The following is a 19,086-nucleotide window of genomic DNA, read 5'->3' on the forward strand; positions in this document are numbered from 1 at the left end:
GAAATGAGCGCGAAGTGTAACACGCGAAAAAGAATCGGGCAGCCAGGCTGCCCGATTTGCTTAAGGTTGATGAGGGTCCGGAATCGCCGTGCCCCAGTCGCGCCACGCTTTCGGCGCTTCATCCTGTAGCAGGAAGTGTTTGTTGGCGCCAGCCTGCGGTGCTAACGGCACCGTCGGCGGCGTGGCAAACTGTACGCCGCCGCGAATGAACTGCTGGAAGGTGCCGGTTTTCAACACGCCGCCGATCAGACCGAAATCGAAGTTATAGCCGGAAGCCAGCCAGAACACCGAGTTGTTGCGCACCAGATGTTGATACTTCTTGCTGATACGCAGCGCGATCTGCACGCGATCCGCCATATTACCCAGCGACGTTCCGGTGACGGTGCCCACTTCGACGCCACGGAACAGCACTGGCGTACCGACCGACAGCGATCCCGCGTCAGCGGCGTCGACATAAATCGTCAGGCCGTTCAGGTAGCGTGAATCGGTGATGGTGCTTTCCTGCAGTTCAAAGGTGCGCGCCGGAGAACCTTTGCCCGGGTCGACGTTGAGATAAGGCTGCAGCAGCGTTTCGATATGGTTAACGCCCGCCGCAGAAATCTCCGGCGACACTACCGAGAAACGGCTGCCGATACGTGCGAAGTCCTGCACGTATTCCGGATAAAGCACCGCTTTGGCGACAACCTGATTGTTATCAGAACTCAGCGCCAGTGATTCAACCTGACCAATATTGATACCGAGATAGCGAATCGGCATGCCCGCCGCCAGTTTGCTGGCATCGAAGGTGTGTAGCGTAATCTGGCTACCAACTGCACGCGCCGCGGTTTCTGACGAGTAGAGCAGGCGTTTCACGCCTTTGGCCGCCTGCGCGCCGGTGAGATTATCGAAACTGATCGCGCCTTTGAGCGCGCGGTTGAGCGGGGACGCTTGCACCGTCAAACCGCTGCCGTTGAGCTGCACTTTGGCGCCGCCTTCGGCCCAGAACACACTCTCGCTGGTCAGCAACTTGCGATACTGCGGCTGGATATGAATCGAGATTTCAAACGCATCCGCGCGCGGCACTACATCCACCACTTCACCGACCTGGAATTTGCGGTACAGCAGCACTGAACCGGCCTGTACATCCGGCAAGCTTTTGGCGGTAAGTTTCAGCGTGGTTGGCGGCTGTTCACCCACGATGCCTTCTTCGGCACGTTCCGCATCCGCATATAAAGGATAACGACTGGAAGGATTGCCTTTCGCGCCAGGAATCAGGCGAATGCCGCCATCTACCCACTCGCGCGCGCTGGCGCCCAGCACTTTCATCCCGTCAAGTCCAAACTTCACATCAAGGCGGCTATTCACCACAAACTTGCTGTCAGCATGCACCAGATTACGGTGCTCCGGATTGATGGCCGCCACAAAGCTGATGCCATTTTCATCCAGCGTGCGTGAAATCACCTGACCGATTTTCATGCCATACAACATCACCGGCTGGCCGGCATCGATACCGTAGGTTTCCGGCGCGCTGAGTTTTACCGTCAGCACGTCCGGTTTCTGCAGCAATGTTTCGCTGGCTGGTAACACGGTGAAGTGATCCTGCGGCTCGCCTTCGCCTGGCACCAGTTCAAAGGTATTGCCGGTTAACAGGCTGCTGAGATTGGTGTCGGTCAGGCTGATCTTCGGCGTGCGCATTTCAATGCGCGTCCCGCTGCGCATCAAACCGGTTACTGAAGGATCAACCGTCAGCTCGCCGGTGACTTTGCCGCCATCCAGCAGGTTGAGTTTGGTTAAGGTGCCGACTTCCAGTCCCTGATACATCAGTGGCGTGCTATCGGCTTTCAGGTTATCGCCGCTCGGCAGGTTAAGTTTCACTTGCACGCCGCGCTGACTGCGCGCCAAATCCGGATAAAGCTGGTAGTTGGCATCCACCTGAGCTTGCTCGCCGTCATTAGGTGAATCGAAGGCAATCGCGCCATTCACTAACGCGGCGAGGCTTTCCAGCTTCACTTTGGCACCGCTCAGGCTGACATCCGCATCAACGCCGGAAACATTCCAGAAGCGGCTCTGCTTTTTCACCAGATTGATAAAGCGGCGCTCAATCAGCACATCAATGGTGACACCGTCGGTGCTGTTGTTGAGGCTGTAATCGTAAACGCGACCCACCGGAATTTTGCGGTAATAAACCAGCGAACCGGTGTTGAGCGAGCCGAGGTCGGGCGCGCGCAAGTGGATAAGCAGTTCGCCGGTATTAACGCGATACTTCGGTTGGGTATCGAGTGCGGTGAAGTGATCGCTCTCTTTACCTTTACCCGGCATCATGCCGATGTAGTTACCGCCGACCAGCGCATCAAGCCCGGAGACGCCCGCCAATGACGCTTTCGGCGTCACCAGCCAGAACTGGGTGTCTTCACGCAGTGCATCGCGCATGTCGCTTTTGATGCTGGCTTTAATCTGGATGCTGCGATAGTCATCACTCAGCACAATGCCTTGTACCGTCCCCACTTCCACGCCCTGATAACGAATCGGCGTGCGGCCTGGCACAATCCCGTCGGCAGTCTGGAAGTTAATGGTGATCGTCGTACCGCGTTCCTGATAGTTGGTCCATAGCAGCCAGCCAGCAATCAGCAGGGCGATGATGGGCAATAACCAGAATGGCGAAATCTTGCGCTTGTTGCGCAGATTGGCGCTAGTCGGTGTAGTCGGCGTTTCCTGTTGCATGTGCATCCCAGATCAGGCGGCTATCAAGCCACTCTACAGCCATAATGGTCAGGACAACGGCGGCACCAAAATAGAAGGCGGCCGGTCCCATGGTGAAAGCCAGCAGCTGATCACGATTGACCAGCGACATGGTTACAGCAATGACGAACAGATCCAGCATCGACCAGCGGCCCACCCAGGTGACGGCGCGCAGCAGGCGAATGCGGGTTTTTAAGCCCTGTTCGCATTTAAAGTGAATGCTGAGTAACAGAGTCAACATCACTAACACTTTGGTAAAGGGCACCAGAATGCTGGCGATAAACACCACCGCGGCCACCGGTATATTGCCCGATGCCAATCCCAGAATGCCGGAGAAGATGGTGTCTTCACGGCGTGCGCCATTAACATAGACCACCGAAATCGGCAGCAAATTGGCGGGGATCAGCAGCACAATCGAGGCGATGAGCGCTGCCCAGGATTTCTGCAAACTGTGGCGTCGGCGGTAGTCAAGCGGCGTGTGGCAACGCGTGCAGCGCCCACGCTCATCGGCTACACCGGTTTGATGGCAATTCAGGCACACTTGCCACTCTTCAGGCGGGGAGGTGGGCATCGCTTGGGGATAATAGTGTTCCCACAGTTGCTCGACGTTCAGGTGGATCAGCGTCAGCAGGCTCAGCACCGTCAGCGCAATATAGGCCACTAAACCGTAGCCCACTTCCAGTGAAGCGTAATCCTGCACTTTGATCGATGCCACCGCCACGCCGACCAGATAGATATCCAGCATCACCCACTCTTTGAGCTTATCCATCATCAGCAGGACCGGGCGCAGGTTCATCCCGAGCGCGTTGCCCACCCACAGATAGAGAATGCCGATGACCAGCGTGACCGGCGCGCCAATGGTGCAAAACGCCACCATTGAAGCGGTGAGGATGTTGCCTTGCTGCGTCATTTGGATCACGCCCTCCAGCAGGCTGGCGTTAATGCGCATGCCAAGCAAACGAATATCAACTAACGGCAAGCTAAAGGCGAACGGCATCAACACGATCATGACCACCGCCATGGCGGTGAGTCGCGTCATCGACCAGTCACGACCGCTCTGAATTTGTGCATGACAGCGAGGGCAATAGGCTGTCTGATGCGATTTCACATCCGGTAAGGAAAAAAGGGTATCGCATTGCGGACAACGCTGATAACGTGCGTGGGGCAACGTCTGGCTGATAGCGTGAATTTTCATAGGTGACGCAAGTGCCCATCGTTCGTTACGTTTACCGGCATGCTGAGTAGCGCAAATTTGCCTGCAATATTCGGTGGTAGCAGAATACGCTTATCCACCGACTGCTAAGGGTATAGTAACTAACAGAATGATTCACCTTCTGCGCCTGGATTATTAGTGCTTATTTTAACAACTGAGTGACAACAAGGTCACCCCAGTGACGAGTTATGGTTGAACAATGAACAAAAAAGCTTTTTACGAGGATTTGAATCGCGATGTCCGCGCCCTGTTGGCGGGTGAAACCTCGTTCCTGGCCGCGCTCGGCAATTGCAGTGCACTGCTTTTCGAACGCCTGGAAGGCGTGAACTGGGCTGGATTCTATTTACTGACGGAACCGAACACGCTGGTGCTGGGCCCGTTCCAGGGCAAAATCGCCTGCGTACGTATTCCGGTTGGCAAAGGCGTGTGTGGAACCGCGGTAGCCGAGGACAAAGTGCAATTGGTGGAAGACGTGCACGCGTTCCCTGGCCATATCGCGTGTGACGCCGCCAGTAATGCCGAAATCGTGATTCCTCTGAAAGTAAATGGCACCCTCGTGGGTGTTTTAGACATTGATAGTACGGTTTATTCTCGCTTCGATAGCGAGGACGAAGCGGGGCTGATGGCCCTTACCGACGGGCTTTGTGAAGTGCTGGCGGGCAGCGACATCGTAAAATTTATTCAGCTGACGCACAGCTAATCGACTGGATCACATAGCATTTGGCGATGTTGTCATTATAATGTCGCCTGTTCATGCCTGCTCTGGTCGGCAAATCCGTTGTAATCAGGAAATTTCATGGAAAATCAACCTAAGTTGAATAGCAGTAAAGAAGTCATCGCCTTTTTGGCGGAACGTTTTCCGCAATGCTTTAGCGCCGAAGGCGAGGCGCGTCCGCTCAAAATCGGCATTTTTCAAGATCTGGTCGAGCGTGTTCAAGGCGAACTGAGCCTGAGCAAGACGCAACTGCGTTCTGCCTTACGTCTTTATACCTCTAGCTGGCGTTATCTTTATGGTATCAAAGCGGGTGCCATTCGTGTCGATCTCGATGGCAACGCCTGTGGCGTGCTGGATGATCAACACGTAGAACATGCGCGCAAGCAACTGGAAGAAGCGAAAGCCCGCGTTCAGGCGCAGCGCGATCAGCAGAAAGCGAAGAAGCGTGAAGCCGGTGAAGAGACCGCTGAACGTCGTCCGCGCAAGCCTGCTCCGCGTAAAGCTGCCGAAGGTGATGCAGCGCGTAAGCCACGTCCTCAGGCGCCGCGTGCGGCCGCGACTGAGCGTGCAGCCGCACCGCAGCCACCGCGGGCCAAACCTGTCACTGATACCTCAACGTTGCAGCCCGGCCAGAACATCAAAGTGACTGCAGGAAAAGGTGCAATGGACGCTACCATTCTTGAAATTACTAAAGATGGCGTTCGGGTTCAGCTCGCTTCCGGCATGGCTATGATTGTGCGCGCAGAACATTTGCAGTTCTGAAACGGAGGCTGACCCTGGCATGAACAACATTTTAAAGATCGGTATGATCGCGGGCCTGCTTTTAGCAGGCCCCACCTTTGGTGCAGATAATATTACCCGCGCCGACCAGATTCCCCAGCTACACGAAGAGCCACAGCATCCCACCGTCAGCGAACGCGTTACCTCGCGTTTCACCCGCTCTCACTATCGTCAGTTCGATTTGAATCAGGACTTCTCCGCGAAAATTTTTGATCGCTACCTGAATCTGCTCGACTACAGCCATAACGTTTTGCTGGCATCGGATATCGCGCAATTCGCCGATAAGAAAACCACCGTGGGTGATGAGTTCCGCAGCGGTAAGCTGGATGTGTTTTACGATCTCTACAATCTGGCGCAGAAACGCCGCTTTGAGCGCTATCAATATGCGCTGAGCGTGCTGAATCGCCCAATGAATTTCACCGGCAATGACACCATTGACATTGACCGGGCAAAATCGCCATGGCCAAAGAGCGTCGATGAGCTCAACGCGCTGTGGGATGCCAAAGTTAAATATGACGAACTGAGCCTGAAACTGGCCGGTAAAGATGAGAAAGAGATCCGCGAAACGCTGACCAAGCGTTACAACTTTGCCATCCGTCGTCTGGCGCAAAGCAACAGTGAAGATGTGTTCCAGCTGGCGATGACCGCGTTCGCGCATGAAATCGACCCGCACACCAACTATCTTTCGCCGCGCAACACCGAGCAATTCAACACCGAAATGAGCCTGTCGCTGGAAGGTATCGGCGCAGTGCTGCAGATGGATGACGATTACACGGTGATCAACTCGATGGTCGCAGGTGGTCCGGCGGCGAAGAGTAAAGCGATCAGCGTGGGCGACCGCATTGTCGGTGTCGCACAGCCGGGCAAACCGATGGAAGATGTGATTGGCTGGCGTCTGGATGATGTGGTTTCTAAAATCAAAGGACCGAAAGGCAGCAAAGTACGCCTCGAAATCCTGCCAGCGGGCAAGGGCACTAAAACCCGCACCGTCACGCTGACGCGTGAAAAAATCCGTCTGGAAGATCGCGCTGTGAAAGGCACCGTGCATAACGTCGGCAAACAGAAAGTTGGCGTTCTCGACATTCCTGGCTTCTACGTTGGTTTGACTGACGATGTGAAGGTGCAGCTGCAGAAGCTGCAGAAGCAAAACGTCGACAGCGTGGTGATCGATCTGCGTACCAACGGCGGTGGCGCGTTGACCGAAGCCGTTTCACTTTCGGGCCTGTTTATTCCAAGCGGTCCGGTGGTGCAGGTGCGTGATAACAATGGCCGCGTGCGTGAAGACAGCGATAACGACGGCATCGTCTATTACAAAGGTCCGCTGGTGGTGCTGGTCGATCGCTTCAGTGCTTCGGCTTCTGAGATCTTCGCTGCGGCGATGCAGGATTACGGCCGTGCGCTGATTGTCGGTGAGCCGACCTTCGGTAAAGGCACCGTGCAACAGTATCGTTCGCTGAACCGTATCTACGATCAGATGCTGCGTCCAGAGTGGCCAGCGCTGGGTTCTGTACAGTACACCATTCAGAAGTTCTACCGCATTAACGGTGGCAGCACGCAGCGTAAAGGCGTAACGCCAGATCTGCTGATGCCAACCGGCGTTGAAGCGGCAGAAACCGGCGAGAAGTTCGAGGACAACGCGCTGCCTTGGGACAGTGTGAATGCGGCAAGCTACACCAAAACCGGCGATATCGCGCCGCTGGTACCGCAGCTGACCAAAGAGCACGCCGATCGCATCGCTAAAGATCGCGAGTTCCAGTACATCATGAAAGATATTGCGCGTTTCGATGCGATGAAAGACAAGCGTAATATCGTGTCGCTCAATCTTGCCCAGCGTGAGAAAGAGAACCGCGAAGATGATGCACTGCGTCTGGAGCGCATTAACGCGCGCTATCAGGCGGAAGGTAAAGCGCCGCTGAAGAGCATCGAAGATCTGCCGAAAGACTATAAAGAGCCGGATCCGTATCTGGATGAAACGGTGAAAATCGCTAACGATATGGCGCAGCTGGAGAAATCTCAGCCTGCTGCCGCAAGCGCGAAGTAACCGTCTGGCTTGTGAAATAGCACCGCTTCGGCGGTGCTTTTTTTTACGCTAAAATCGTTGTTAAGCGCCGCTGATGCAGCGAGTTGCGCACTTCACTGCCTAATGTAAAGTTATGTCTTTTTAGGCACTTAAAGATTAAGGTTGCTTGAAATGCGCGGCGATGACCATAGGATAGATATCCGCGCATATGCGCGTGCACAACTGAGGAAGATTAACGTTTATGATGCGTATTGCTCTTTTCCTGCTCACCAACCTGGCGGTGATGTTGGTATTCGGACTGATTTTGAGTCTGACAGGAATCCAGTCAAGCAGTGTTATGGGTCTGATGATTATGGCAGGTCTGTTTGGCTTTGGCGGTGCGTTTGTTTCACTGCTGATGTCTAAATGGATGGCGTTACGATCCGTTGGCGGTGAAGTCATTGAACAACCGCGTAATGAGACGGAACGCTGGCTGATGGATACCGTCGGCCGCCAGGCACAACAGGCTGGCATTGCGATGCCGCAGGTGGCGATTTATCACGCGCCCGACATTAACGCCTTTGCGACAGGCGCACGACGTGACGCGTCGCTGGTCGCTGTTTCCACCGGCCTGTTGCAAAACATGAGCCGTGATGAAGCAGAAGCGGTGCTGGCGCACGAAATCGCCCATATCGCCAATGGTGACATGATCACCATGACGCTGATTCAGGGTGTGGTGAACACCTTTGTGATCTTCATCTCGCGCATTTTGGCGCAGATCGCTTCCGGCTTCCTGTCGGGTAACCGCGACGGTGAAGAGAGCAGCAACGGAAACCCGATGGTCTATTTCGCGGTATCGATGGTGTTAGAACTGCTGTTCGGCTTCCTCGCCAGCATCATCACCATGTGGTTCTCACGTCACCGTGAATTCCACGCCGATGCGGGTTCTGCCAAACTGGTTGGTCGCGAGAAGATGATTGCCGCACTGCAGCGTCTGAAAACCAGCTACGAGCCGCAGGAGCCAAGCAGCATGATGGCGTTTTGCATCAATGGTAAAAACAAATCGTTGAGCGAGCTGTTCATGTCGCATCCGCCGCTCGATAAACGTATCGAAGCGCTGCGTAGCGGTGAATACCTGAAGTAGTCGGTAATAGACAGAAAAAAGGGCGCCAGATGGCGCCCTTGCTGTTTCTAAGATTCGGCTGCCTGCCGTGACTGCGTCATGCGCGCCAGGCTCACCAAGGCAGCGACGCTGGCAAAGCTACCCGCTAACAGCAGTGAGGCGTGTGTACCGCTGTCGTTAAACAGATTAAACATTAGCGCCACTAGCGCCGCGCCGCTGCTTTGTCCCACCAGACGCGCGGTACCCAGCATTCCGCTGGCACCACCGCTGCGATTACGCGGTGCTGCGGTGATGATGGTGTGATTGTTAGGCGACTGGAACAGGCCGAAACCGGCACCGCACAGCATCATGCGCCAGATGATATCCACGTCAGTTGGCTGCGTCGGTAAAAGCGCCAGCAGGAATAGCCCGGCAGCGAACATCGCTAATCCCAATCCGCCTAATAATCCGGCATGGAACTTCTCGATAAGGCGACCTGCAATGGGTGCCATCACCATAGTTGCCAGCGGCCACGGCGTGAGCAGCAAGCCGGTTGCCACTTCATCCCGGCCCAGCACATTTTGCAGGAAGAACGGCAACGCCACCATCGCCAGCATCTGCGCGCAGAATGAGCAAATTGAGGTGCCGATCGACAGCGAAAAGATCGGAATGCGCAGCAAGTCCACCGGCAGCAATGGCACCGGCATCGCTAACTGGCGACGAACGAAAACAATGCCCACCAACACCAATGCTACCAATTCGGCCACAATCAGCCAGCCGTTTTGTCCCTGCGAGAAACCGCTCAGTGCAGATATGAGCAGGCCAAAGAACAGCGCATTCATCACGGCGCTTGGCACGTCGAATTTCTGTTGTTTGGCTTTCTGGGTGTTATCCGGCAGGAAACGCAACGCCAACCACAGCGCAACAATGCCGAGTGGAATGTTGATCAGAAACAGCCATTTCCAGCTGGCAACAGACAGGATCGCCGCCGCTACGGTTGGACCGGCCGCGCTGGAGACCGCAACAATCAGCGAATTGATCGCCATACCGCGCCCGAGGAAGCGCTGTGGATAGATGATACGGATAAGCGCCGTGTTAACGCTCATCAATGCGGCACCACCAAAGCCTTGCAGCACACGCGCCACGGTCAGCGTATTCAACGATGAGGAGAGGGCGCAAAACAGTGAGGTAGCGATAAACAGCGCGAGTCCAACCTGATAGACGCGGCGGTAGCCGAGCATATCGCCGAGAAACGACAGCGATAGCAGCGAAATAACGATGGCGATTTGGTAGGCGTTAACAATCCAGATCGATTCGGCTGGGCTGGCATTCAATTCACGCGCAATTGTTGGTAAGGCCACGTTGGCGATAGCTCCATCCAGCACCGCCATCATAATACCGAGCGCAATGGTGATGATCGCGCCATAGCGCTGTGGAAGGGGTAATCCATCCTGGGCAACAGTAGAAGGCATAAGTAAAGTAAGTAAAGAGAGTGAATATCATCATGCTAATCAATTCGCTGCCGAAAAGCACCGCATTCATTGACATAAAATTACGTGTGGATGTGTCACTTAGCGTCAGTCGTTGCCGCCATCAGGCTGAAACGCATATACTGGCGCTTCTGTTCCGTTTTTTTTGAAACACTGTCAAAAAGGATACGCGCCATGGCGAGCAGTGATAATGATAAACAGCCAGACTCGGTTTCATCAGTGATGAAAGTGTTTGGCATTCTGCAGGCGCTGGGCGAAGAGCGCGATCACGGCATCACCGAATTGTCCCAACGCGTGATGATGTCAAAAAGTACCGTTTATCGCTTTTTACAGACCATGAAATCGCTTGGCTATGTGGCGCAGGAAGGAGAAAGTGAGAAATACTCGCTGACGCTCAAGCTGTTCGAACTCGGCGCCAAAGCGTTGCAGAACGTCGATCTGATTCGTAGCGCCGATATTGAGATGCGTGAGCTGTCGCGTCTGACTAAAGAAACCATTCACCTCGGCGCGCTGGAAGAAGACAGCATCGTCTACATCCATAAAATCGATTCTCTTTATAACCTGCGTATGTATTCGCGCATCGGCCGCCGCAATCCACTGCACACCACCGCGATTGGTAAAGTGCTGCTGGCATGGCGCGATCGCGCTGAAGTGCAGGAGATCCTGAGCGAAGTGGAATTCCGCCGCAGTACTGCGAAAACCATTGTCACAGCAGAAGCGTTGCTGGCGGTGTTGGATCAGGTAAAAGTGCAGGGATATGGCGAAGATAATGAAGAGCAGGAAGAGGGCTTACGTTGCATCGCGGTGCCGGTATTTGACCGTTTTGGCGTGGTGATTGCGGGGCTAAGCATCTCGTTCCCCACCATTCGTTTTTCCGAAGAAGCCAAAAATGAGTATGTGGCGATGCTGCATCGTGCGGCGCGCAATCTGTCTGAACAAATGGGCTACCACAACTATCCTTTCTGAAATGAAAAACGGGCTGTTGCCAGCCCGTTTCAACGCTTAATTGTCGACCACTTCGCCACTTTTCTTCAGCAGTGGACAATCCGTTACGCCAACGATACCGCTGTCTGTGTGCAGATACTGTGCCGTAATCATACCGCGTGCGGTCAGATAACTGCATTGCAGCCCCAGTCCCGCCGCATTCTTATTGCTGCCGGTGAGTACGCCATAGCCGGTCAGCAGCATCGCTAACCAAATTAATGCCACCAGCATAATCGTCCGAATAAGTAGTTTCATCTTATCTCCTTGTGATACACAACGCAGCGCATCCAACGTTGCTGCGAATCTACTGTAGCAGCATGCCGCGCTTTAGCCATCTAATCGATCAGAGATAACTGAAAGAGAGGGCAGGCGGGATAATCTGCTTTCCGTCGCTACCCATTATCTTTTGCGTCGGCAGCGAGTAGAATCAGCGGCGGAGTAGATGTTTGATTTTTGACTATAGAGGCAGTTATGAACGAATTAGCCGCAAACACCAGCCCGCTGTTTAACTATGGCGTTCTGGCCATCATCATTCTTGTGGCCTTTATTGTCTGGTTCTTTGTCAACCGGGCAAGCGTGCGTGCCAGTGAGCAGATTCGTTTGCTGGAAGCCGTTATCGAAGAGCAAAAGAAACAGAATGCGCTCCTGCGCCGTCTGGTTGACGCACAGCCATCCACAGCAAAACCACCAGCGGATGAAGACGCGGATGATAAACGCGATTTTATTCGGATGATCCCGGAACGTTAAGCCGTTAAAAGGGGTGAAATAATCGCCATTATGGCAACCGCTGCGCACTGAAATGGTGCGTGGCGGGATAATGGCTTCTAGTAAATTCCCTTTTAAGCCAGGTATGAATAGCAACCATCCCTGCCCGAATGAATATCAACTAAGATTTATCCTAAGGAGTTTTTGTTAAATCAAGCTCTTCAATGTTCTTTTTAACATTTAATTGTTGGGTAGATAGTTAAAATTGAGATAAATGCCACCTAATGTTAATGCGTTTATATGGGGCGCATATTATTGGTTTCTCCTGATTTTGGTGCAAAGCAATTAATAACTTATACCTGAGAAAATTATTTGTACAAGATTTGAACGGCGCGCAGTTGTTGTGTCGCGAGCGAAGTTTTCAGTGGAATATTTTATTGATGCCATATTAGTGCAATATTTTTGTCGTACCGTTAACCCCTAAAATTGTACCAATATAGACATTACCGCTGCGCTTGACTAAGCGGCAATCTGGCGCTAACTATACTGACTGATAACCCTTTTTTGCGCACCTTCCGCGTTGGGTGTCAATATGTTGATTGATGAAGTGCCGCGCCAATTAACTAATTATGTGCGTCACGTCGATCACCGTTTAAAAATGGCTTGCCATTAATTTACGGATATGTGATAACAAATCGTAGGTCAAACGAGGTACAGTTCTGTTTATGTATGGCATCTTCAGTAAAGAAGTTACGAGTAAAGACGTTGACGTTGAATACCGCTTCCTTGCCGAACCTTAAATTAGTGCCTCATTCAGTAATGTCTCTGGTTTATCTGTAAGTCTGCCTGCGGGCAATATAATCATTGAAAGGAAATTTGCGAAATGGCAAAGATTAAAGGTCAGGTTAAGTGGTTCAACGAGTCTAAAGGTTTTGGTTTTATTACTCCTGCTGATGGTAGCAAAGATGTGTTCGTACACTTCTCTGCAATCCAGGGCAATGGTTTTAAAACTCTGGCCGAAGGCCAAAGCGTTGAGTTCGAAATCCAGGATGGCCAGAAAGGTCCTGCTGCGGTCAACGTTACCCCAATCTGATTTCGCCCTCAGGCTCGGTGCCATGCACCACTGAAACGAATCCTAAAGCCCCGTTCACTGAACGGGGCTTTTTCTTTTATTCTTTCTGTAGCCAGATGATCAGGGTAAACTGCGCCGCGAATTGCTAACCCGGAGTTGTCTATGTCTTTGATTTGCCCACTTTGTCATCAGCCTTTATTGCAGCAGGCGAATAGCTTCCGCTGTGATGCAGGTCATCAGTTTGATCAGGCGAAAGAAGGGTACGTCAATTTACTGCCGGTGCAGCACAAAGGTTCGCGCGAACCGGGCGATAGCGCCGAGATGCTGCAGGCACGACGCGCCTTTCTCGATGCCGGACACTATCAGCCGTTGCAAGAGGGTGTCGCCGGGATCCTCGCGCAGCATCTGAGTGAGCAAGGTGCGCAGCTGTTAGATATCGGATGTGGAGAAGGTTATTACACTGCGGCGATGGCAGATGCGTTACCGCAGGCGCAACTCTTTGGGCTGGATGTAGCGAAAGCGGCGATTCGCATGGCAGCAAAACGTTATCGCGAGGTGAAATTTTGCGTGGCGTCCAGCCAGCGTTTACCTTTTGCCGATGCTTCTCTGGATGGCGTGGTGCGCATCTATGCGCCCTGCAATGAAGATGAGCTGAGCCGCGTAATTAAAGCAGGTGGCTACCTGCTAACGGTGACGCCGGGACCGCATCACTTGCAGCAATTCAAGGCGCTGATTTATCGCGAAGTGCAGCTGCACGCGGCGGAAGAGAAGGTGTATGCCGGCTTTAAGCAGGTCGATCAACAAAACCTGACTTACAGCATGACGTTGAGCGGAAGTGAGGCGGTGAGCTTATTGCAGATGACGCCATTTGCCTGGCGCGCGCGCGAAGAAGTGTGGCAGAACCTGGCGGCATCCAGCGAGTTTAACTGTGATGCCGACTTCATGCTGACGTTATGGCAGCGCGATTAACGCGCTTCAACCAGCGTATTGTAGATTCGTTCCAGGTCATCAAGCTGTTTGACGGCAATCAGCAGGCGGCGCTGCTCCAGCTGCATCACCAGAATGCCGTCTTCAGATAGATTCATACTCTGAATGCGACCGTAGTCGATCCACACGCTGCCAAAAAACAGTCCATTTTCCTTCATCAACAGCTTCGGGCTGCGCACCCAGAATAGCCAAATCGCCATAAAGCACAGCACCATCAACAAATTGGTGGTGAGTTGTGTGCCATGTTTATCAATGTTGTTCCACAGCAGAATCAGCAGCAGCACCACAAAAATGGCGCTATCGATTTTATGGCGACGGCGCAGTGCGACGCGCAGTTTGGTAGGGCCATTGCGGCGCGGCAGAATCGCTTCATCATAGATGGCGAACAGAATGAAGCCTGCAATCAGCAGGGCGATCAGGGCGTCAGTCAGTGACATTAGGTGTTCTTCCTCAATCGAAATTACCTCAACGTGGGCGCTCAGGTAATGCCGCTCGAAAATAGCCGGGAGCAGGACTCCCGGCGGGATGATTACAGACCGAGCAGGCCGATCCAGTAACCGAAGATACCGAGGGCGAAGAAGCCGACGATAATCCACAACGCATTCACCTTACGACGCAGCAGCCACATACAGCCAAAAGTCAGCAGTAGCGGAATCAGGCCTGGCATCAGCTGATCGAGGATCGATTGCACCGTAGTAACCGTGGTTTTACCAGTTTGGTCGGTGATGCGCGACACCACCAGCGGCACATTCACATGCGTCCACTTGTTAACCAAGGCCCCCATGACAAAGAGGCCGAGAATCGACGCGCCCTCCGTCAGTTTCTGCAGGAAACCGCCGCCCATATCGCTGACGATATCCACGCCTTTACGGTAGCCATAAGCCACACCGTAATAACGCGTTAACAGACGCACAGCGTTAAACAGGATGAAGAACAGCAATGGACCCAGCAGGCTACCGCTCATCGCGATACCGGCACCCAGCGCAGCAAACACCGGACGCACGGTACCCCAGAAGATCGGGTCACCTACACCAGCCAGCGGACCCATCAGACCCACTTTGATGCCGTTAATCGCCGCATCATCAATTGGCGCACCGTTGGCACGCTGCTCTTCCATTGCCATGGTAACGCCCAGCACCGGCGCCGCTACGTAAGGATGGGTGTTGAAGAACTCGAGGTGACGTTTAATCGCCTGTTTACGTTCGTCGTTGTTTTCTGGATAGAGGCGACGAATCACCGGCACCATTGAGTAGCAAAAACCCAGCGCCTGCATACGTTCAAAGTTCCACGAACCCTGAAACAGGTTAGAGCGCAGGAACACACCGCGGACATCGCCGGGGGTGAGTTTCTTTGGAGTGTTAGTTGTATCAACCATGATTTCACCTGTTCCTAGTCGAGTTCGTTATCGAGGTCATTGTTTGCAGGACCGCTGGTTGCAGCACCTGCAACGCGGTTATATTTCGGTGCCAGCTGGATATACAGCACCGCCATCACCACGCCAATCACGCCAAGCGCAACCAGGTTAAAGTTGGTGAAGGCTGCAGTAACGAAGCCAAGGTAGAAGAACGGCATCAGGTAGCCCGCGCGCATCATGTTGATGACCATCGCGTAACCCACCACCACGATCATGCCGCCGGCGATGTTCAGGCCGTTGGTGACCACGTCTGGAATTGAGTTCAGCAGTTCCTGAACCACGTGAGTACCGACAGAAATCGCCACGATCAGTGCTGGGATGGCAATACGCATCGCCTGCAGTACCAGCGCGGAAACGTGGATCCAGCTGATCGCCGTCAGGTTACCTTTCTCGGCTGCCTTATCGGCGGCGTGCTGGAAGGCCACGGTGATGGTACGCACGATGATGGTCAGAACCTGACCGGCCGCAGCCAGCGGAATCGCCAGCGCGATACCGGCGCCCACGCTTTGACCACCGGCAATAACCAGAATGGTTGAGATAATCGAAGCCAGCGCCGCATCCGGTGCAACTGCCGCACCAATGTTCATCCAGCCCAGTGCAATCATCTCCAGCGTACCGCCGATGATGATACCGGTTTTCATATCACCGAGGACCGCACCAATTAAGGTACAAGCCACCAGCGGACGGTGGAACTGGAACTCATCAAGAATCGATCCCATCCCGGCAATACAGGCCACAATAAATATCAAAATGATTTGTAGCGTGGTTATCTCCATTGCATTTCTCCTCTGCAAGGTCTCTAAAATTCGCCCACGTATGCAGGCAAAGGGCGAACTACGGATTGACCTTGGCGATCAGGTCCATCATTTTCAGTCGCTGATCGCTGGACACTTTACGTACTTCCAGTTCGATACCGCGCTCATTAAGTTTGCGGAACGCCGTGATATCTTTTTCATCCACCGATACCGCGTTGTTCACCTGCGTTTTGCCCTGACGGAACGCCATGCCGCCAATGTTGACCGACTTAATGTCCACGCCTTGCTCGACAATCCTCACCACATCGGTGGGATTGGTGAACAGCAGCATCACCTTGTCATTGCCATATTTCGGGTTGTTCCACACGCGAACCATCTTATCGATATCCACCACGTGCGCGGTAACGCCCGGCGGGGCCACCTGCGTCAGCAGCGTTTTGCGCACATGATCGTTAGCCACTTCATCAGACACCACGATGATGCGGGTAACGTTGGTCTCTTTGGTCCAGCGCGTGGCCACTTGCCCGTGAATCAAGCGGTCATCAATACGTGCCAGGCCGATTTTCATGTGATCGCCTGCAGCCATTGGTTTTTGCGGCTGAGCAGGCGCTTTCGCTGCAACCGGAGCAGGCGCAGCTGCGGCTTGCGCTGGCGTTTCAGTTTTGAGGGCTTTAACGCCTTCACGACCGGCCTCTACCGCGATGTGAATCAGTTCTTCCAGCGATGGGTTGTCATCACGTCCCATCAAGGTTTCCACCAGCATCGGGATGTTGACGCCAGCGATGACATCATAGCCATCCTTATCCACCACAATGCGGCTGGCCGCATTAAATGGACTGCCACCCCAGGTATCGACCAGGAACAACACGCCCTTTGACGTGTCGAGATCGGCCAGCCGCGCCTGATACTTTTCGATTAGTGTTTCTGCATTTTCGCCGGGAACGAAATCAATCCATCCGACATTTTCCTGCTCACCCAACAGCATCTCTGCTGTTTTAAGCAACTGTTCTGCCGCCCAGCCATGTGTACCAATTACAATAGCAATGGTCACTTGCTACCTCCGTTCGCGTGAGAGATTCTCTGGCATTGCCGGGAATCATTGAATATTACCGTTAGTGTTTCAGGTGGATCGTTAATGATGTGATAGAGAAAAAGCATCAATAAATAAAACGCAACAATCCGCTGCACAGCGATAAGGTCGCGATTTATTTTAGTGATCGAAAAAATAAATTATGTGATGTTTGTCAGCTATTTCGCGCGTAACGGTGCTAATGTGCACTTTTGTTCGATATTCCTGCGTTAACGTAGATATTTGTAAATGTAATAAATTTTTTTGACGTCGTTGATGTAACTGATACATTAGCGTTCTGTTTTTTATTCAGGAGTAACGGGCTTCAGCTCACCTTTATGGACCGTCACCGACGTCGCTCAACATGTTCTCAGCGCTTTTCCGCGCCCGCTTCCACGCTCTTCAGCGTTATCACCGCCTGTAACGATCTCTCGTCTCGCCCTCTGGTGCAGACTCAATTTCGTGCGCCTTCACGTCCGGTAAGGAGTCATTGATGGAATTTCTCTTCGACCCCTCAATTTGGGCGGGTTTGCTCACGCTGATCGTGCTGGAAATTGTTCTCGGCATTGATAACCTGGTGTTTATCGCCATTCTCGCGGACAAATTGCCGCCGAAGCAGCGCGATAAAGCCCGTCTAATTGGTTTGTCGCTCGCCCTGGTGATGCGTCTTGGCTTGCTGTCGCTGATCTCCTGGATCGTGACGCTGACGCGGCCCCTATTCAGCGTAGGCGATTTCAGCTTTTCCGGACGAGATTTAATTCTGTTGTTTGGTGGTTTGTTCCTGTTATTCAAGGGAACCATGGAACTGCATGAGCGGCTTGAGAACCGCGGGCTCGAACATCAGGGCAATAAGAGCTACGCCAGTTTCTGGGCGGTGGTGATTCAGATTGTGGTGCTGGATGCGGTGTTCTCACTCGACGCGGTGATTACCGCGGTCGGTATGGTCAACCATCTGCCGGTGATGATGACCGCCGTGGTGATCGCCATGGGCGTCATGCTGCTGGCCTCGAAACCGCTGACGCGTTTTGTGAATGAACACCCAACGGTGGTGGTGCTGTGTCTGAGCTTCCTGCTGATGATTGGTTTGTCGCTGGTGGCCGAAGGCTTTGGTTTCCACATTCCCAAAGGTTACCTGTACGCCGCGATCGGCTTCTCGATCATCATCGAGCTGTTTAACCAGATTGCGCGCCGTAACTTTATTAAGCATCAGGAACATCGCCCGATGCGTGAACGCACCGCCGAAGCGATTCTGCGTTTGATGGGCGGACGCCAGCGTAAGCAAGCGACGACAACCGAAGAAACCTCGTTGACCGAAGCGATGCCGCAGGAAGCGTTTAAAGACGAAGAGCGCTACATGATTAACGGCGTATTGACGTTATCGCAGCGTTCAATCCGCAGCATCATGACGCCGCGCGGCAACATTTCGTGGGTCGATGTTTCGCGTCCGCTGGATGAAATCCGTATTCAGCTACTTGATACGCCACACAGCTTGTTCCCGGTATGTCGCGGTGAGCTGGATGAAATCATCGGCGTGGTGCGTGCCAAAGAGCTGCTGGTGGCGCTGGAACACGGAATGGATGTGGCGACCTTCGCCGCTAACACGCCGGCGATCGTGGTCCCGGAAACCCTGGACCCGATCAATCTGCTGGGCGTACTGCGCCGTGCTAAAGGTAGCTTCGTAATTGTCACCAACGAATTTGGTGTGGTGCAGGGCTTAATCACGCCGCTGGACGTGCTGGAAGCGATTGCCGGTGAGTTCCCGGATGAAGATGAAACGCCAGACATCATTGCCGATGGCGACGGTTGGTTGGTGAAAGGCGGTACCGATCTGCACTCGCTGCAGCAGCTGCTGGATCATCACGAGTTGGTGAAGGCCGATGAAGATCACGCCTCGCTAGCCGGTTTGTTGATTGCACAGAAAGGTCAGCTGCCGCTGCCGGGCGAAGTGATTGATTTGCCGCCGCTGCATTTCCAGGTGATTGAGGCGACCGATTATCGTATCGATCTGGTGCGCGTCACCAAAGATAAGCCATTCGATCACGAAGAACACGCCGGGTAAGTCATCGGACTGAAGTAAACAAAA

Annotated in this window: 18 protein-coding genes; 10 read left to right on the forward strand and 8 right to left on the reverse strand. The window is 53.4% G+C overall.

What is annotated here, in order from left to right; translation table 11 throughout:
* Positions 1 to 60: 60 nt before the first annotated feature.
* Together K5Y30_RS01260 and yebS are read right to left on the reverse strand one after the other, a co-directional pair.
* Positions 61 to 2,700 carry a PqiB family protein gene (locus K5Y30_RS01260; RefSeq protein WP_222210313.1) on the reverse strand — a complete coding sequence of 880 codons (2,640 nt, stop codon included), beginning with the start codon at positions 2,698 to 2,700 and terminating at the stop codon, positions 61 to 63.
* On the reverse strand, positions 2,669 to 3,913 hold the full coding sequence (gene yebS, locus K5Y30_RS01265) for a membrane integrity lipid transport subunit YebS (RefSeq protein ID WP_137385925.1): 1,245 nt from the start codon (positions 3,911 to 3,913) through the stop codon (positions 2,669 to 2,671). The genes K5Y30_RS01260 and yebS overlap by 32 nt, the downstream gene beginning before the upstream one ends.
* Before the next feature lie 217 nt (positions 3,914 to 4,130).
* Between yebS and K5Y30_RS01270 the strand changes: the two genes are divergently transcribed.
* The 4 genes from K5Y30_RS01270 to htpX all read left to right on the forward strand — a co-directional run bounded on the left by K5Y30_RS01270 (position 4,131) and on the right by htpX (position 8,569).
* A complete protein-coding gene (locus K5Y30_RS01270; RefSeq protein WP_101764180.1) occupies positions 4,131 to 4,631 on the forward strand; it encodes a GAF domain-containing protein in 501 nt (166 codons plus the stop codon).
* A gap of 96 nt (positions 4,632 to 4,727) precedes the next feature.
* Positions 4,728 to 5,408 (forward strand): RNA chaperone ProQ, encoded by a 681-nt coding sequence (gene proQ / locus K5Y30_RS01275; protein WP_222210314.1) that lies wholly within the window; start codon positions 4,728 to 4,730, stop codon positions 5,406 to 5,408.
* 19 nt (positions 5,409 to 5,427) lie between these two features.
* Positions 5,428 to 7,467 carry a carboxy terminal-processing peptidase gene (gene prc / locus K5Y30_RS01280; protein ID WP_110866293.1) on the forward strand — a complete coding sequence of 680 codons (2,040 nt, stop codon included), beginning with the start codon at positions 5,428 to 5,430 and terminating at the stop codon, positions 7,465 to 7,467.
* A gap of 220 nt (positions 7,468 to 7,687) precedes the next feature.
* Entirely contained in the window at positions 7,688 to 8,569 is an 882-nt protein-coding gene (gene htpX / locus K5Y30_RS01285) for a protease HtpX (RefSeq protein ID WP_101764183.1), read from the forward strand.
* Between the two features lie 47 nt (positions 8,570 to 8,616).
* On the opposite strand, the gene K5Y30_RS01290 is transcribed toward htpX, so the two are convergent.
* A complete protein-coding gene (locus K5Y30_RS01290) occupies positions 8,617 to 9,999 on the reverse strand; it encodes an MFS transporter (RefSeq protein ID WP_222210315.1) in 1,383 nt (460 codons plus the stop codon).
* 192 nt (positions 10,000 to 10,191) lie between these two features.
* Here K5Y30_RS01290 and kdgR point away from each other — a divergent pair, with 192 nt between their 5' ends.
* On the forward strand, positions 10,192 to 10,983 hold the full coding sequence (kdgR, locus tag K5Y30_RS01295; RefSeq protein WP_222210316.1) for a DNA-binding transcriptional regulator KdgR: 792 nt from the start codon (positions 10,192 to 10,194) through the stop codon (positions 10,981 to 10,983).
* 36 nt (positions 10,984 to 11,019) lie between these two features.
* Here kdgR and K5Y30_RS01300 read toward each other — a convergent pair whose 3' ends face one another.
* The gene (locus K5Y30_RS01300) at positions 11,020 to 11,256 is read right to left on the reverse strand and encodes a YobH family protein (protein ID WP_008110416.1); all 237 of its coding nucleotides are present in this window, start codon (positions 11,254 to 11,256) and stop codon (positions 11,020 to 11,022) included.
* 216 nt (positions 11,257 to 11,472) lie between these two features.
* Here K5Y30_RS01300 and K5Y30_RS01305 point away from each other — a divergent pair, with 216 nt between their 5' ends.
* From K5Y30_RS01305 to rlmA, 4 genes are all read left to right on the forward strand, one after another.
* On the forward strand, positions 11,473 to 11,748 hold the full coding sequence (locus K5Y30_RS01305) for a YebO family protein (RefSeq protein WP_222210317.1): 276 nt from the start codon (positions 11,473 to 11,475) through the stop codon (positions 11,746 to 11,748).
* A 683-nt stretch (positions 11,749 to 12,431) separates the two neighbouring features.
* Positions 12,432 to 12,506, forward strand: coding sequence for a DUF2627 domain-containing protein (locus K5Y30_RS01310; RefSeq protein WP_110866451.1), 75 nt, complete (start codon positions 12,432 to 12,434; stop codon positions 12,504 to 12,506).
* A gap of 83 nt (positions 12,507 to 12,589) precedes the next feature.
* Entirely contained in the window at positions 12,590 to 12,799 is a 210-nt protein-coding gene (cspE, locus tag K5Y30_RS01315) for a transcription antiterminator/RNA stability regulator CspE (RefSeq protein WP_008110414.1), read from the forward strand.
* A 141-nt stretch (positions 12,800 to 12,940) separates the two neighbouring features.
* Positions 12,941 to 13,747 carry a 23S rRNA (guanine(745)-N(1))-methyltransferase gene (rlmA, locus tag K5Y30_RS01320; RefSeq protein WP_222182321.1) on the forward strand — a complete coding sequence of 269 codons (807 nt, stop codon included), beginning with the start codon at positions 12,941 to 12,943 and terminating at the stop codon, positions 13,745 to 13,747.
* Here rlmA and K5Y30_RS01325 read toward each other — a convergent pair.
* The 4 genes from K5Y30_RS01325 to manX all read right to left on the reverse strand — a co-directional run bounded on the left by K5Y30_RS01325 (position 13,744) and on the right by manX (position 16,985).
* A complete protein-coding gene (locus tag K5Y30_RS01325; RefSeq protein ID WP_110866290.1) occupies positions 13,744 to 14,202 on the reverse strand; it encodes a DUF986 family protein in 459 nt (152 codons plus the stop codon). The genes rlmA and K5Y30_RS01325 overlap by 4 nt on opposite strands.
* 92 nt (positions 14,203 to 14,294) lie before the next feature.
* Positions 14,295 to 15,140, reverse strand: a complete 846-nt coding sequence (locus K5Y30_RS01330) for a PTS mannose transporter subunit IID (RefSeq protein ID WP_008110411.1) — start codon at positions 15,138 to 15,140, stop codon at positions 14,295 to 14,297.
* Between the two features lie 14 nt (positions 15,141 to 15,154).
* On the reverse strand, positions 15,155 to 15,955 hold the full coding sequence (locus K5Y30_RS01335) for a PTS mannose/fructose/sorbose transporter subunit IIC (protein WP_064738889.1): 801 nt from the start codon (positions 15,953 to 15,955) through the stop codon (positions 15,155 to 15,157).
* Between the two features lie 58 nt (positions 15,956 to 16,013).
* Positions 16,014 to 16,985 carry a PTS mannose transporter subunit IIAB gene (manX, locus tag K5Y30_RS01340; RefSeq protein ID WP_222182319.1) on the reverse strand — a complete coding sequence of 324 codons (972 nt, stop codon included), beginning with the start codon at positions 16,983 to 16,985 and terminating at the stop codon, positions 16,014 to 16,016.
* 511 nt (positions 16,986 to 17,496) lie between these two features.
* On the opposite strand from manX, the gene K5Y30_RS01345 reads away from it, so the two are divergent.
* Entirely contained in the window at positions 17,497 to 19,062 is a 1,566-nt protein-coding gene (locus K5Y30_RS01345) for a TerC family protein (protein ID WP_101764189.1), read from the forward strand.
* The last annotated feature ends 24 nt before the right edge of the window (positions 19,063 to 19,086 follow it).

Origin of the sequence: Pantoea sp. DY-5 (assembly GCF_019795955.1) — a bacterium.
GTDB classification, from domain to species: domain Bacteria; phylum Pseudomonadota; class Gammaproteobacteria; order Enterobacterales; family Enterobacteriaceae; genus Pantoea; species Pantoea leporis.